Annotated in this window: 15 protein-coding genes; 8 read left to right on the top strand and 7 right to left on the bottom strand. The window is 64.4% G+C overall.

From position 1 onward, the window contains the following. Nucleotides 1-57 precede the first annotated feature (57 nt). The 8 genes from FJ948_RS14370 to FJ948_RS14335 all read left to right on the top strand — a co-directional run bounded on the left by FJ948_RS14370 (nucleotide 58) and on the right by FJ948_RS14335 (nucleotide 8,315). Complete coding sequence (locus FJ948_RS14370) at nucleotides 58-849, top strand: FadR/GntR family transcriptional regulator (protein WP_181173666.1); 792 nt, start codon at nucleotides 58-60, stop codon at nucleotides 847-849. Next, complete coding sequence (locus FJ948_RS14365) at nucleotides 846-2,573, top strand: IlvD/Edd family dehydratase (RefSeq protein WP_140705428.1); 1,728 nt, start codon at nucleotides 846-848, stop codon at nucleotides 2,571-2,573. The genes FJ948_RS14370 and FJ948_RS14365 overlap by 4 nt, the downstream gene beginning before the upstream one ends. Before the next feature lie 9 nt (nucleotides 2,574-2,582). Beyond that, nucleotides 2,583-3,362 carry an SDR family oxidoreductase gene (locus tag FJ948_RS14360; RefSeq protein WP_140705426.1) on the top strand — a complete coding sequence of 260 codons (780 nt, stop codon included), beginning with the start codon at nucleotides 2,583-2,585 and terminating at the stop codon, nucleotides 3,360-3,362. Nucleotides 3,363-3,391: 29 nt separating this feature from the next. Then, complete coding sequence (gene araD1 / locus FJ948_RS14355; protein WP_140705424.1) at nucleotides 3,392-4,390, top strand: AraD1 family protein; 999 nt, start codon at nucleotides 3,392-3,394, stop codon at nucleotides 4,388-4,390. Between the two features lie 53 nt (nucleotides 4,391-4,443). After that, on the top strand, nucleotides 4,444-5,469 hold the full coding sequence (locus FJ948_RS14350) for an ABC transporter substrate-binding protein (RefSeq protein ID WP_140705423.1): 1,026 nt from the start codon (nucleotides 4,444-4,446) through the stop codon (nucleotides 5,467-5,469). A gap of 76 nt (nucleotides 5,470-5,545) precedes the next feature. Then, the gene (locus FJ948_RS14345) at nucleotides 5,546-6,649 is read left to right on the top strand and encodes an ABC transporter ATP-binding protein (RefSeq protein ID WP_140705421.1); all 1,104 of its coding nucleotides are present in this window, start codon (nucleotides 5,546-5,548) and stop codon (nucleotides 6,647-6,649) included. Between the two features lie 35 nt (nucleotides 6,650-6,684). Further along, the gene (locus FJ948_RS14340; protein ID WP_246677522.1) at nucleotides 6,685-7,518 is read left to right on the top strand and encodes an ABC transporter permease; all 834 of its coding nucleotides are present in this window, start codon (nucleotides 6,685-6,687) and stop codon (nucleotides 7,516-7,518) included. Continuing rightward, nucleotides 7,515-8,315: an ABC transporter permease gene (locus FJ948_RS14335; protein WP_140705417.1), complete on the top strand. Its 801-nt coding sequence runs from the start codon at nucleotides 7,515-7,517 to the stop codon at nucleotides 8,313-8,315. The genes FJ948_RS14340 and FJ948_RS14335 overlap by 4 nt, the downstream gene beginning before the upstream one ends. Nucleotides 8,316-8,318: 3 nt before the next feature. Here FJ948_RS14335 and FJ948_RS14330 read toward each other — a convergent pair whose 3' ends face one another. From FJ948_RS14330 to FJ948_RS14300, 7 genes are all read right to left on the bottom strand, one after another. Beyond that, the gene (locus FJ948_RS14330; RefSeq protein ID WP_140705415.1) at nucleotides 8,319-9,713 is read right to left on the bottom strand and encodes an FAD-binding oxidoreductase; all 1,395 of its coding nucleotides are present in this window, start codon (nucleotides 9,711-9,713) and stop codon (nucleotides 8,319-8,321) included. 214 nt (nucleotides 9,714-9,927) lie between these two features. Then, nucleotides 9,928-11,187, bottom strand: coding sequence for an ABC transporter substrate-binding protein (locus FJ948_RS14325; RefSeq protein ID WP_140705413.1), 1,260 nt, complete (start codon nucleotides 11,185-11,187; stop codon nucleotides 9,928-9,930). A 47-nt stretch (nucleotides 11,188-11,234) separates the two neighbouring features. Continuing rightward, nucleotides 11,235-11,657, bottom strand: a complete 423-nt coding sequence (locus FJ948_RS14320) for a DUF4440 domain-containing protein (RefSeq protein WP_140705411.1) — start codon at nucleotides 11,655-11,657, stop codon at nucleotides 11,235-11,237. Between the two features lie 4 nt (nucleotides 11,658-11,661). Further along, a complete protein-coding gene (locus tag FJ948_RS14315) occupies nucleotides 11,662-12,717 on the bottom strand; it encodes an aldo/keto reductase (protein ID WP_140705409.1) in 1,056 nt (351 codons plus the stop codon). Beyond that, complete coding sequence (locus tag FJ948_RS14310) at nucleotides 12,714-13,073, bottom strand: TIGR04076 family protein (RefSeq protein WP_140705407.1); 360 nt, start codon at nucleotides 13,071-13,073, stop codon at nucleotides 12,714-12,716. The genes FJ948_RS14315 and FJ948_RS14310 overlap by 4 nt, the downstream gene beginning before the upstream one ends. After that, nucleotides 13,074-13,556, bottom strand: coding sequence for a DUF3830 family protein (locus FJ948_RS14305; RefSeq protein WP_140705405.1), 483 nt, complete (start codon nucleotides 13,554-13,556; stop codon nucleotides 13,074-13,076). Then, nucleotides 13,553-14,287 carry a GntR family transcriptional regulator gene (locus FJ948_RS14300; protein WP_140705403.1) on the bottom strand — a complete coding sequence of 245 codons (735 nt, stop codon included), beginning with the start codon at nucleotides 14,285-14,287 and terminating at the stop codon, nucleotides 13,553-13,555. The genes FJ948_RS14305 and FJ948_RS14300 overlap by 4 nt, the downstream gene beginning before the upstream one ends. Nucleotides 14,288-14,332 lie beyond the last annotated feature (45 nt).

Raw genomic sequence — 14,332 nt, 5'->3', positions numbered from 1 at the left:
TCTCCCCAATCCCTTGACTCCAAGCGCCACGACTATAAGACATATCATATGAATAGTATGAAGAATACCAAAACGTTCAGCACGGCACGCACCTCAAGGGTCGCGGTGGCGGTCTCCAGCGGCTCCACCGCGCTGCACGCCACCGTCGTCGAGCAGATCGGCTTGCGCATCGTGCAGGGCGATTTCCAGCCCGGCGAGGCGCTGCCAAATGCCGACGATTCCAGCGAGATGCTGGGGGTCAGCCGCACGGTGCTGCGCGAGGCGATCAAGGTGCTGGCGGGCAAGGGGCTGGTTGAATCGCGACCGAAGACCGGCACGCGGGTGCGTCCACGTTCCGACTGGAATTTCCTCGACCCCGACGTCCTGTCCTGGCGCTATGCCGGCGGTGTCAGCGCCGAGGACGTGCGGGCGCTGTTCGAATTGCGCCGCGCCATCGAGCCGATGTCGGCAGCACTTGCCGCCCAGCGCGCGACGCCGGCGCAGATCGCCGATATCCATGCGGCGTTGGCCGAGATGGAGGCGGTTGTCGATGATGGCGACCGCTTCGCCAAGCCTGACCTTGTGTTCCACCAGACTATTCTGCGCATGACCGGCAACGAGTTGATCGGCTCGCTGGCGGCGCTGGTGGAGACCGCATTGGTGATGAGCTTTCGCCTCTCCAACGACAATCCGGAAGGGCAGCGCCATTCCTTGCCGCTGCACCGGGAAGTCGCCGAGAAGATTGCCGCCGGCGACGACGCCGGCGCGCAAAAGGCGCTGCTGGTGCTCATCGACAATGCGGAAGAAGACGTGCGCCGCAGCGTCGAGAACCGCAACAAACGCCGCAACGACCGGGGCCAGCAATCGTGACCGAGACCAAACGCAAATTGCGGTCCGAAGCCTGGTTCGGCGGTGAAGGCAAGAACGCCTTCATGCACCGCAGCTGGATGAAGAACCAGGGCATTCCCGCGGATGCTTTCGACGGTCGCCCGGTGATCGGTATCTGCAACACCTGGTCGGAACTGACACCATGCAATGCGCATCTGCGGGCGCTGGCGGACCACGTCAAACGGGGCGTCTACGAGGCCGGCGGCCTGCCGCTGGAGTTTCCGGTGATGTCGCTGGGCGAAAGCAACATGCGCCCGACCGCCATGCTGTTCCGCAACCTGGCCAGCATGGATGTCGAGGAATCCATCCGTGGCAATCCGATCGACGGCGTCATCCTGCTTGTCGGCTGCGACAAGACCACGCCGGCGCTCTTGATGGGGGCCGCCTCGTGCAACCTGCCGACCATCGCCGTCTCCGGCGGGCCGATGCTCAATGGCAAGTTCCGCGGACAGGATATCGGCTCGGGCACGCATGTCTGGAAATTCGCCGAGGAGGTCAAGGCCGGCCGCATGCCGGTCGCCGACTTCCTCGCCGCCGAGCAGGGCCAGAGCCGGTCGGCGGGCAGCTGCATGACGATGGGCACCGCTTCAACGATGGCCAGCATGGTGGAAGCGCTCGGCATCGGCATGCCGGACAATGCCGCGATCCCGGCGGTGGATTCGCGCCGTGGCGTGCTCGCCCAGATGGCCGGACGGCAGATCGTCGACCTGGTTCATCGGGACGTGACGATCGCACAGATCCTCACCCGGCAGGCTTTCGAGAATGCCATCCGCGTCAATGGCGCGATCGGCGGCTCGACCAATGCGGTGCTGCATCTGATCGCCATCGCCAACCGGGTCGGTGTCGATCTCGGTCTCGACGACTGGGACCGCCTTGGCCGCGACGTCCCGACCATTGTCGACCTAATGCCGTCGGGCCGGTTCCTGATGGAAGATTTCTACTATGCCGGGGGGCTAGCTGCGGTCATGGCGTCGCTTGATGAAGTGGGGCTTCTTCATCGCGACGTCATGACCGTCAGCGCCAAGACCATCGGTGAACTGATCGACGGCGCGCCCAACTACAACCGTGAGGTCATCCGGCCGCTGAGCGAGCCGCTGACCAAGGAGGGCGGCATTTCGATCCTGCGCGGCAATCTGGCGCCCAATGGCGCCGTCATCAAGCCGTCGGCCGCGACGCCGGAGTTGATGCAGCATCGCGGCAAGGCCGTCGTCTTCGAGAATATCGAGCACTACCATGCCCGCATCGACGATCCGGAACTGGATATCGATGCCTCCTCGGTGATGGTGCTGAAAAACTGCGGGCCGCGCGGTTATCCCGGGATGGCCGAGGTCGGCAACATGCCGCTGCCGGCCAAGCTGCTCAGGGAAGGCGTCTCCGACATGGTGCGCATTTCGGACGCGCGCATGAGCGGCACGGCCTATGGCACCGTGGTGCTGCATGTGGCGCCCGAGGCCGCGGCTGGCGGTACGCTGGCCCTGGTGCGTGACGGCGATATCATCGAGCTCGACGTCGCCGGCCGCCGGCTGGAGCTTTTGGTGTCGGATGAGGAACTGGCGATCCGCCGCCGTGACTGGAAGCCGCCGGCGCCGCCGCAGGGCGGCTACCAGAGCCTCTATGTCGAGCGCGTGCTGCAGGCCGACAAGGGCTGCGACTTCGACTTTCTCGTCGGCCGGCGCGATGCCGGTATCCCCCGGCATTCCCATTAGAGGCGCGCGATGACGGATCAGATCGGTAGCTACGCGACCTACCCCAGCCTCAAGGGCCGCAGCGTGTTCATTACCGGTGGCGGCAGCGGCATCGGGGAAAGCCTGGTGCGCCATTTCTGCGCGCAAGGCAGCCGCGTTGCCTTCGTCGATCTGGCCGAGGAGCCTTCGCGGCGCCTGATCAATGCGATCGCGGCCGAGGGACACCCCGCGCCGCTGTTCATTGCCTGCGACCTGCGCAATGTCGAGCAGCTGCAGGCGGCAACCGTGCAGGCGATGCAGCACAACGGCCCGATCCAGGTGCTGTGCAACAATGCCGGCAATGACGACCGCCACCAGACCAAGGACGTTACGGTAGCCTATTGGGACGACCGCATGGCGGTCAATCTGCGCCACCAGTTCTTCGCCGCCCAGGCGGTGCGCCCGCAAATGAGTTCGCTGGGCGGCGGCTCGATCATCAATTTCGGCTCCATCACCTGGATGGTCGGCGATCCCGATTGCCCGGCCTATGTCACCGCGAAGGCCGCTGTCTACGGCATGACGCGGGCGCTGGCACGCGAACTAGGCCCCGAGCGAATCCGCGTCAACTGCATGGTGCCTGGCTGGGTCATGACCGAGCGCCAAATGCGGCTGTGGCTGAACCCGGCCGGCGAACGCCAGATCGCGGAGAGGCAATGCCTGCCCGACCGGCTGCAGCCTTCCGATATCGCGCGCATGGCGCTGTTCCTCGCCGCCGACGACAGCCTGATGTGCACGAGCCAGCAGTTCATCGTCGATGCCGGCTGGGTGTGATCCGTACGGTCTCAAGGAGAAGGTTTTTCATGCGTCTCGTTCAGTACACACCGCTCGATGGCGGCAGGCGGGTCGGCCGCGTTTCCGATGACGGCAATCGGCTACACACGCTCGACAAGACCAGCAGCGTGCTGGAGCTCGCCGAAGCAGCGATCGCCCAGGGCACGTCCATCGCGGCGCTGGCCGAGAAGCGGACCGGCACCGCGACGGTCGACTATGACGAACTGCTGCGCGATGGCCGCGTGCTCGCCCCCGTCGACCATCCGGAGCCGGCGCGCTTCCTGGTCACAGGCACCGGCCTGACCCACACCGGAAGCGCCGCCGCGCGCAACCAGATGCACTTGCTGACACATGGCGAGGAGGCCGAGGAATCGGATTCGCTGAAGATCTTCAAGATGGGCCTGGAAGGCGGCAAGCCTGGCGCCGGCAAGATCGGCATCCAGCCCGAATGGTTCTTCAAGGGCGTTGGCACCTGCGTGGTTCCGCCTGGCGCCGACCTGCCGATGCCCGCATTCGCGAAAGCTGGCGCGGAAGAGGCCGAGATCGTCGGGCTCTACCTCAATGGGCCGGATGGCCGCCCCTACCGCATCGGCTATGCGCTCGGCAACGAATATTCCGACCATGTGACCGAGGGCGAGAACTACCTTTACCTCGCCCACTCCAAGCTGCGCTCCTGCTCGATCGGCCCGGAGCTTTTGGTAGGCGACCTGCCCGAAGAAGTGCGGGGCCATTCCCGCATCCTGCGCGACGGCGCGGTCGTCTGGGAACAGGAATTCCTGTCGGGCGAAGCGCACATGTCGCACTCGATCGCCAATCTCGAACATTTCCATTTCCGCTACCCGATGCACCGCAGGGCGGGCGACCTGCACGCCTATTTCTTCGGCGCGGCGGTGATGAGCTACGCCTCCGGCATCAAGACGGCCTCCGGCGACGAGTATGAAATCCAGGCACCGGCATTCGGCAAGCCACTGCGCAACCGGATGGTTTCGGTCCCGGACGAGGGGCTGGTCACCGTCACCCCGCTGTGACGGCAAGAGCCCCGGAAATTGCGGTCCACCAGAACGACAATGGGAGATTAGAAATGGGACTGAAGAAAGCATTTCTGAGACTGGCGACCATCGGGCTTGGCATTGGCCTGATGACATCGGCGGCGCTCGCCGCGAACCTTCGCGTGCTGGCCTGGGACGGTTACGCCGACCCGGACTGGGTGAAGGACTTCACCGCCGCCACTGGCATTGGCGTCGATGTCGTCTTCATCGGCAGCGATGACGAGATCTGGGCCAAGATCAAGGGCAGCGAAGGTCAGGACTTCGATGTCTTCGCCGTCAACACCGCCCAGCTGCAGCGCTACATCAAGGCCGATCTGGTATCGCCGATCGACATCACGAAATTGCCGAACCAGAAGGAGGTGCTGCCGCGCTTTCGCGATCTGTCGCAGGTCAGCGGCGACACCAAGGACGGCAAGGTCTACGGCATTCCATTCTGCTTCGATTCCATCGGGCTGATCTACGACACCGACAAGGTCAAGCCGGCGCCGACCTCGATGTCGGTGCTGTGGGATCCGGCCTACAAGGGCAAGATCCTGGCCTACGACAATGGCGAGCACAATTTCTCGTTCACCGCGCTGACGCTCGGCTACAAGGATCCGTTCAACCTCGATGCGGAGCAGATGGCGGCGGTCAAGGCCAAGCTGGTCGAACTCAAGCGCAATGTGCTGAGCTTCTACACCACCGCCGACGAGGCGCAGCAGATCTACCAGAACAATGACGTCGCGCTGATCTGGGCCAATTACGGCCAGCAGCAGGTCAAGGCGTTGCAGAAGATCGGCGCCCATGTCGCCTACGTCAACCCGAGCGAAGGCGCGCTTGCCTGGCTCGACAACTGGGTGATCTCCAAGGGCGTCCGCGACAATGCGGCGGCCGAGAAGTGGATCGACTTCATGCTGAGCAAGAAGATCGGCGGCGAGCTTTCCGAGCGCACCGGCTTCGGCAACACCGTGGTCGAGTCGAGCAGCGCCGGCGGCAACGACAAGCTGGTCTGGCTCAACAATGTCGAGGATCCGCTCAAGCGCTCGGATCTGTGGAACGAGGTCAAGGCGACACCCTGATCCTTTCCGCACCTGATTTCGAAGGACCCGGCGGTCCGGACGTTCCGGACCGCCGCGGCGTATGCGAGACTATTCCATGAGCCAGAACACCGACCTCTTGACGCTGCGGTCCGTCTCGAAATCCTACGGCACGGTTCCCGTGCTGCACGACATCGACCTGTCGATCCGGGACGGCGAGTTCCTCACCGTGCTTGGACCATCAGGCTCCGGCAAGACCACGGTGCTGCGGTTGATCGGCGGGCTGGAACCGCTGACCGCGGGTGAGATTCGGCTGGACGGCCAGGACATCAGCCGCATGCCGATCAACAAGCGGCCGTTCAACACCGTGTTCCAGGACTATGCGCTGTTCCCCCACATGACCGTCTCCGGCAATGTCGGCTACGGGCTTTCGGTGCGCCATATCAAGCGCAAGGAGATCGCGCGCCGTGTCGCGGAAGCCCTTGAGCTGGTCCAGCTCGGGCGCTTCGCCGAGCGCTTCCCGGCGCAGCTTTCCGGGGGCCAGCGGCAGCGCGTCGCGCTCGCCCGGGCGCTGATCTGCCAGCCGCGCCTGATCCTGCTCGACGAGCCGCTGGCGGCGCTCGATCTCGAACTGCGGCGGCAGATGCAGGAATTCCTGAAATCCATCCAGCGCGAGATCAAGACCACCTTCCTGTTCGTCACCCACGACCAGGAAGAAGCGATCGGCATGGCCGACCGGATCTGCGTCATGCAGGCCGGCCATATCCGCCAGCTCGGCACGCCGCATGAGCTCTACTACAAGCCAAATTGCGAATTCGTGGCGCGCTTCTTCGGCGAGAACAATCTGGTGGCGGGAAAACTCGGTCCCGTGCAAGGCGAGCAGCGTCCGATCGAGACCGCGCTGGGGCGACTGGTCTGCTCGATCAGCGATCAGCCGCATCTGAAAACCGCACCGGATGGCGCCAGCGCCTTCGCGGCGTTCCGTCCCGAAGCCTTGCGCCTTGCGGATGCCAATGATGGCGACAATCGCTTTTCCGGCACGATCGCCGATCTGGCCTTCGCCGGTTCGTCGACGGTTGCCACGATCATGGCGGGAGCGGACAATGCCGCGCAACGCTTGCGGTTGCGCATGCCGAGCCGGATCGACGGCAGTATTTTGAAATCGGGCGAGACGGTCTCGCTTTCGTTCGCGCCGCATGAAGGCCATCTGGTGCTGGCATGAGCGGAGCCGGGTCGACACATGCCGCGGAACGGCGATTGTCGCAGCTGATCACGGTGCTGGCCTTCGCCATGCCGGTGGTCTTCGTCCTCGTGCCGCTGGCGATCTTCCTGGTCTACAGCTTCTTCAGCGTCGACCAGGGCACGATCGTCCATGCGCCGACGCTCGGCAACTATGTCAGGTTCTTCACCGATCCGATCTTTCTGCCGGTGTTCTGGAACACGATCGTGCTGTGCGTGTCGGTGGCCGTCATATGCATCCTTCTCGCCTATCCCGCCGCCTATTTCCTGACGACGCTGAAAGGGCGGTGGCGCTATGCCTTGCTGATGCTGCTGCTGGTGCCGCTGCTGATGAGCTACGTCATCAAGATCTACGCGATCCGCAGCATCCTCGGCCTCAATGGCTTCCTCAACAAGGCGCTGGTGGCGCTCGGCATCCTGGATCAGCCTTCGACGCTGTTCGTGTTCAACATGAACGCCATCCTTTTGACGCTGAGCCTGCTTTTGATCCCCTTCGCCATCCTGCCGATCTTCCTCTCGCTGGAGCGGATCCCGCAGACCTTGCTGCGCGCCTCCGACGATCTGGGCGCCAGCGGCCTGCAGACATTCCTGCGCATCACCTTGCCGCTCAGCCTGCCCGGCGTCGCCTCGGCGGCGAGTTTCGTCTTCGTGCTGGCGATCGGCGATTTCCTGACGCCACAGATGGTCGGCGGGATCAGCGGCTTCACCTTCGGGCGCATCCTCTACAGCCAGTTCGGCACCGCCTATAACTGGCCTTTCGGCGCCGCACTCTCGGTGGCGCTTGCGATCGTAGTGATCGCCGCCATTCTCATCGGCGAACGGTTCGGACGCAGCCGGGGGACCTCGGTATGAGCACCCTGCCCCGGCCGTCCACGATCTTCCTTGCCGCGATCACGACGCTGGTCGCGGTGCTGCTCTACAGCCCGCTGTTCGTGCCGATCGTGTCGTCGTTCTTCATCATTTCACATGGCAATGTCGACTGGTCGTCGCCTACCCTTTCGACCTATGTGGCGCTGGCGGGGAACCACGACATTCTGGCCGCCCTGCGCACCACGCTGGTGGTCGGCGTCTGCACCGTCATCCTGTCGGTGGTCAGCGGAACGCTGCTGGCACTCTACTATCACGGCCGCCACTCAGGCCGTTCGATCCTGCAGTTCATCATCTTCCTGCCGTTCCTGATGCCGCCCATCATCAGCGGGCTGGCGCTGCTGATCTTCTTTCGCGAAATCGGCCTCGAACGCTCGTTGCTGACGGTCGTCATCGGCCATACGGTGTTCGTGCTGGCGATCGTCTATCGCACCGTGCTGATGCGGCTGCAGTCGATGAGCCGCACGCTGGTCGAAGCGTCCTACGATCTCGGCGCCAACGGCTGGCAGACCTTCTGGCGCATCATCCTGCCGAACCTGTCGAGCGCCATGGTCGGCGGCGCCATCCTGGCCTTCGCGCTGTCCTTCGACGAGACCATGATCACCATCCTGGTCACCGGCACGCAAAGCACGCTGCCGGTCAGGCTGTGGGCGATGATGCGGCTTGGCTTCTCGCCAGACATCAATGCGCTGGTGGCGCTGATCCTGATGTTCACCGTGCTGCTGTGCGTGCTCGCCGCCCGCTTTCTCATTCCCAGACAGATGGCGACGGAACGGAATTGAGGTTCAAGCCGATGGGCCGAGGTCGAAGACCCGTCCCGGGTTAAGAATGTTCTTCGGATCGAGCGCCGTCTTCAGCCGCCGCATCGCGGCGATTTCGGCTTCGCTGCGCACCAGATGCAGCCACTGCTTCTTGTCGAGCCCGATGCCGTGCTCGGCCGACACGCCGCCGCCGGCCGCTGCCACGCCCCGATAGATGATGCCATAGGCCGCCGCCGGATCCTTGGTCAGGACCTGATAGTGCAGGTTGCCGTCGCCGAGATGGCCGAAGACATAGATGTCGGCGCCGGGATCGACGGCGTGGATAGCGGCATCCGCTTCCTGCAGGAAGGCTCCCATGCGCGCCAGCGGGATGCTGATGTCGACACCGATCAGGCCCTTGATCGCAAACAGGATACGATTGGCGTCCTCGCGCACGTCCCAGAGCGCGCGGAATTCGCGCGGCGATTGCGAGACGACCACATCGTCGACGACGCTGTTCTCGACCGCCTGCATCAGGACTTCGGCGAAGCGCTCGCTGTCGCGGTCCGGCTCGCTGCCCTGGATCTCCGCCAGCACATAGACGGGCGCGCCAGCCGGCAGCGGCGCCGGCATGGCCATGCTGGCGACCATGAGGTCATAGAGCGGCGCGAAGTTGACCTCATAGGCGGACAGAAGCGGACCGAGTTTCTGCCGCAGCAGACCAAGCAGGGCGATCGCCGCATCGAGCGAGGGCAGCGCGCAGAAGGCGTTCACCTCGGAGGCTGGCTTCGGATGAAGCCGGAGCGCGGCGCGCGTAACGATGCCAAGCGTCCCTTCCGCGCCGATGAAGAGCTGGCTTAGATCATAGCCGGAATTGTCCTTGGGCAGGCCCTTCAGCGACGTCAGCACGCTCCCATCGGCAAGCACCGCCTCCAACCCCAGCACCTGCGCCCGGTACATGCCATAGCGCAGCACGCGGATGCCGCCGGCATTGGTGGCGATGTTGCCGCCGACCGTGGCCGAACCCCGCGCGCCGATATCGACGCCGAACATCAGCCCGGCGCCGTCGGCGGCCTCCTGCACCGCCTGCAGCGTGGCACCGGCTTCGGCAATGATGCTGGCGGCTTGGATGTCTGGCGGGGCAAGGCCGGTCATGCGCTCCAGCGACAGCACGATCTCGCCCGGCTGGACGCGGGCACCGCCGGCCAGGCCGGTGCGTCCGCCCTGGACGACGACCGGCTGGCCGACAGCGTTGCAACCGGCAAGGACAGCCGCGACACCAATTGTGTCGCGCGGCCGCAGCACGGCTTCGGGAAGTGCGCCAAGCTTGCCGTCGGGATCGTCGCGATAGCGCTGGTCGACGTCGGAGCCGGCGAGGATGCCGCCGGCGCCCAGCCGGTCGCCGAGAGCAGACAGAAGTCGTTCCGTTTCAGGCGACATCGCGCTCAGGCGCCTGTGTGGCGAGGCGCGTCGTCGGGACCCACCGATCGGATGGCACGATGAGTATTTCCGTCCGACACGCTCGCCATCCCAGAATTGCAGCCGGCCGATCCTATTCGTGATCGCATGCCGTGCAAGCGATATCGACTAGGCCCAGGCGATGCCGGCACCAATCGCGACGAGGCGAGATCGATGCCGGAAGCACGGTGTCGGCTTACTGAAGCTTGGCCTGCAGCGCGTTGACGTCGTCGGTGGTCATTTCGCCATCGGTCGTCACCTTGCCGTCGGCGATCTTCCACAGCCGGAACGGGCCGGTGATGTCACCGAATTTGTCGAAAGCGACAGGGCCGATGACGCCTTCGTAACGGATCGGCTTGCCATCCTTGATCAGGCCGAGCGCCTTGGCGAACTCCTCCTTGCCGGCATAGATCGGCGTGCCGGCAGGGTCGACCGCCTTGTACATGGCATCCTTGATCTTGGCCGGATCCTCCGAGCCGGCAATGGCGATGGCCAGGCCGACGATGGCGCCGGCATCGTAGGAACGGTCGGCCGCCGGGTTCGACGGTTCGATGCCGGAGAATGCCTTGTAGTTCTTGGTGAAATACTCGGTCGAGGCGGTCGGGCTGGTGCCGGACGACGTGCCATAGGCGTCCTTCAGATAGTCGGCGCCGACCGACTCGATGAAATCGGGGCTGTTCATGCCGTCATTGAGCAGGAATTTCTGCACGCCGCCCTGCGAAATCCAGGTGCGGGCGATGGTGGCGCCGTCAACGGGCGTGCTGACCAGGTAAAGCCCGTCCGGCTCGCCTCCCATCGCGGCGGTGACCTCGGAGGCATAGCTCGATTGCTTCTCATTGTAGGGCGTGTCGGAGACGATGGTGCCGCCGAGCGCTTTGTAGGCACGCGAGAATTCGGCCACCATGTTGACGCCGAAGTCGTTGTTGACGTGGATGATCGCCAGCTTCTTGAAACCCTTGTCGACGGCATATTTGGCGGCGGCGACGCCCTGCAGCGCGTCCGAGGTGATGGTGCGGAAGAAGATGCCGTTGGTCTTGCCGTCGCGGCCGAGTGTCGTCAGCGTCGGCGAGGACGACGCCGGCGAGACCTGGACGATCTTGGCCGGCGCGGTGACCGAGGTCAGGATCGGGATCGACACCGAGGAAATGATGCCGCCGATGATCACAGGCACTTTCTTGACCTGAACCAGCTGGGTGGCGGCATCGACCGCGATGTTGCCCTGGCTTTGGCTGTCGCGCGTGTCGGTGACGAGATCGCAACCGCGCACCCCGCCGGCATCGTTGATGTCGCGGAAGGCCATTTCGACCGACTTGGCGCCGGCCTGGCCGTATTCGCCAGCCGGACCGGTCAATTCCATGACGAGGCCGACGGTGATCTTGCAGTCGGCGGCCTGGGCAGCACCGGCAATCGTGACAAGAGCAAGTGCGGTGGTGAGTTGGAGTATCGTCTTTCTCATTGTTGTTCCCCTTGAGTTACACGAACTGATTTGACGTCTGGAAAGTCTCAGTGTTCCGGCACCTGCAGCCAGGTTTCATGCAGATGCCGCCATTGGACGCCATTGGGCGCCGATGAACTGGTGGTGAAAACGGCGCTAGACTGGCGGCGGCTGTGCTTGCCGTCACGCGACTGCGCCTCGACATAGAGGACGACGATCGTATCGCCGTCCTGCCATCCGGGCTTGATGTCCTCGATCGAGATGGCGAAGCCGTCGTCGCAGGTGGCGCGGCTGGAGCGAACATGGTCGATCACGGCATCGCGGTCGAGGACCTGGCCGCCTGGCGCGATCATGGTCAGGCCTTCGCCCATGACGGCTTCGAAACGGCCGAAATCCACTTTGTCGGCGCGTGCGGCAACGAACCAGTCGACGAAAAAACGATGCAGGTCGATGATCTCGGCGCTGGCCTGCGAAAACAGCCTGTCGTCCATGGTTTCACACCCGGCCCGCGTTCAGATTGTAGTGCATGATCGAGCCGTGGCGGCCCTCGCGGTCACGCTCCAGTGTGTAGACGTCACCCTCGAGGCCGTTGCCCTGGGCGATGACGGCGGCAATCCGCGCGCGGTCATCGGCGTCGAGTACGACATCCATGATTTTGACATTGGCCAGCGCATGCGCCTGGTTGCGGGCGCCGACGATGACGGCGGCCACTTGCGGCTGCTCCAGCACCCAGGCGCTGGCTATCGTGGCGATATCGACGCCGTGGCGGCCGCCGACGGCCTTGAGTGCCTGGAGCAGTTGCTGGAACAGGTCCCAGCCGCCGAAATCATCGATGATCAGCTTGTACTTGACCAGCGAACGGTTTTCGAGCGGCGTGGCGGGTTCGGCCACGCCGAGCCATTTGTCGCTGAGGAAGCCGCCGGCGACAGAGCCGTAGCAGAGGAAGCTGACGCCGTTCTTCGCGGCCAGTTCGGCAAGGCTGTTCGCGGGGCGCTGGTCGAGCACCGAATATTGCAGTTGCTGGCTGACCAGCGGGATGCCGGCGGCGAGGATTTCGGCGAGGCGCGGCGCGTCGAAATTGGTGGTGCCGAGATTGCGCACCTTGCCCTCGCGCCGAAGCTCGTCGAGCCAGCCCATCGCATCGACATAGCCGGCCATCGCATAGTCCCACCAGTGGAACTGCACGAGATCGAGCCGCTCGGTCTTTAGCCGCCGCAGCGACTGGTCGACAATGCCCCTGATATAATCGCGGCTGATATTGGCCAGCCGTTCCAGATCAGGCACCAGCTTGGTGTGCACCTTCATTTTGGCCGCCGCATCGAGGCCACGCTCATTGGCCAGCCGCAAGCGCGCGGCGCCGATCAGTTCCTCGACGCCGGTGTAGATATCGGCGCAATCGTAGGTCCAGATGCCGGCATCGAAGGTGGCGATCAGGTCGGTCACCGCTTGACCGCGATCGATGGCGCCATGCCCGCCGGCCAGTTGCCAGCCGCCACGAATGACGCGCGAGATCGTGTAGCCGGGCCCGAGTTCGAAGGTCCTGGCGGTCATGTCAGGTCATTCTCCTTCGGCAGTGGCACGGCCGTGGTTTCGGCATGGCTGAACCGTCGCTTGGCCAGCCTGACGATCCGCAGCCGGCTGCCGCAATTGGGATCGGGACAGGCGATCTCGGCATCCGAGGTCATCCAGTCATTGGCGTCGCTCGGGCGCTGCTTTGCCGCGAGCAGAGGAAGCACCGCGGCGAGCGAATAGATCGAAAAGCCCTGCCCCGCCGGCATCGACAGCATCTCGCCCTTGAGTTCGAAATAATCGCCTGAGTTGGCGCCGCAATAGATCGGTTTGCCATGCGGGATGACCGCCTCGACGCGGAGGTCGAAGAGTTCGAAACTGTCGTCGCGTTCAGCCATTCAAGCCTCCGCCAGACTGAAGGTGATGTCGCACGCGCCGTTGCGGCGGATGATGCCGCAGGCGGCCGCGAATTGATCGCGCTCCTCGGGCTTGACCTGCGCCACCACGCTGCCGGCCAGCCAGCCGATCGGGAACAGAAGCCGAGCGCCCTGGCCATAGAACAGGCCGATGTCGAAGATTGCATTGGGATTGCCGCCCCACATGCGCGGCGGCACATAGGACAGTACGATATCGCCCGGCTGCGGCGTCAGCGTCGCGTTCTCCGCCGGCAATGGCCTGGCATAGGCTTGCCCCTCTATATCGGCGGCGGGAACCGGGCAGGAAATTTCCGGTCCCGTCCACATGGCGTGGATGCCCGGAACGACGCGTGGCGCGGCCAGATAGGCCGTGAGAAAGGCGGCGTTTTCCGGCGCCTTCCCGGGCAGCAGCAGCGCCGTGACGGAAAGCTTCGAGCGCGGCTCGCTGATCCTGATGGCGGTCATGGCTGGCCTTTCGCGGCGGCGGATTGCAGTTTGCTGCGCAGGAAGGTGAAGGGCCGGCTGATGTCGGCGACCAGCGCTTCGCGTGCCGCTCGCGCGTCCTGCGTGGCCAATGCCTCGACGATGCGGCGGTGATACTGGGCGGTGTCGACCTCGCCGGCTTCCGAGAAGGCGTAGATGGCGACGCGGATGCATGGCCCCGATTGCAGCCACAGGCTCTCGATCATCGGGATCAGCACGGCCGAGCCACAGGAGCGGTAGATCTCGAAGTGAAAGCTCTGGTTGAGCGTCACTTCGCGGTCGACATCCTTCTTGTGCTTCAGCGCCCGCATCTCGTCCCATTCGCCAAGAATGGTTTCGATGGCGGCGATCTGGCGCGGCCCCATGCGCGCCGCGGCAAGCGCGATCGCCTCGCCCTCGATCAGGACTCGGGCCCGCAGGAGATCGTCGAGACGCTCCAGCGTGATCGGCGGCACGCGCACCGAGCGGTTGGGCAGCGCCTCCAGTGCCTTTTCCGTGATCAGCCGGCCGAGCGCCTCGCGCACCGGCATGGTCGAGGTAACCAGCGCATCGGCCAGGCCACGAATGGTCAGCACCTGGCTTGGCTCGAACAGGCCGCCGATCAAGGCGCGTCGCAGTTCGGAATAAACCCGATCCTGCACCGTTTCGCGGCCGACCGGCGCAAGCTGGGCCGCGATCGCCTCGTTGTTCCTTTCGATGGCAGCCTTTTGCATGGGATTCCGTTCTTGGCCGGATTTCGGCTTGCGGATGAAATTAAA

It is taken from the genome of Mesorhizobium sp. B2-3-12 (assembly GCF_006442205.1).
GTDB lineage: Bacteria > Pseudomonadota > Alphaproteobacteria > Rhizobiales > Rhizobiaceae > Mesorhizobium.
Note: the sequence above shows the minus strand (reverse complement) of the source record. Positions and strands in the feature narration are given on the sequence as shown.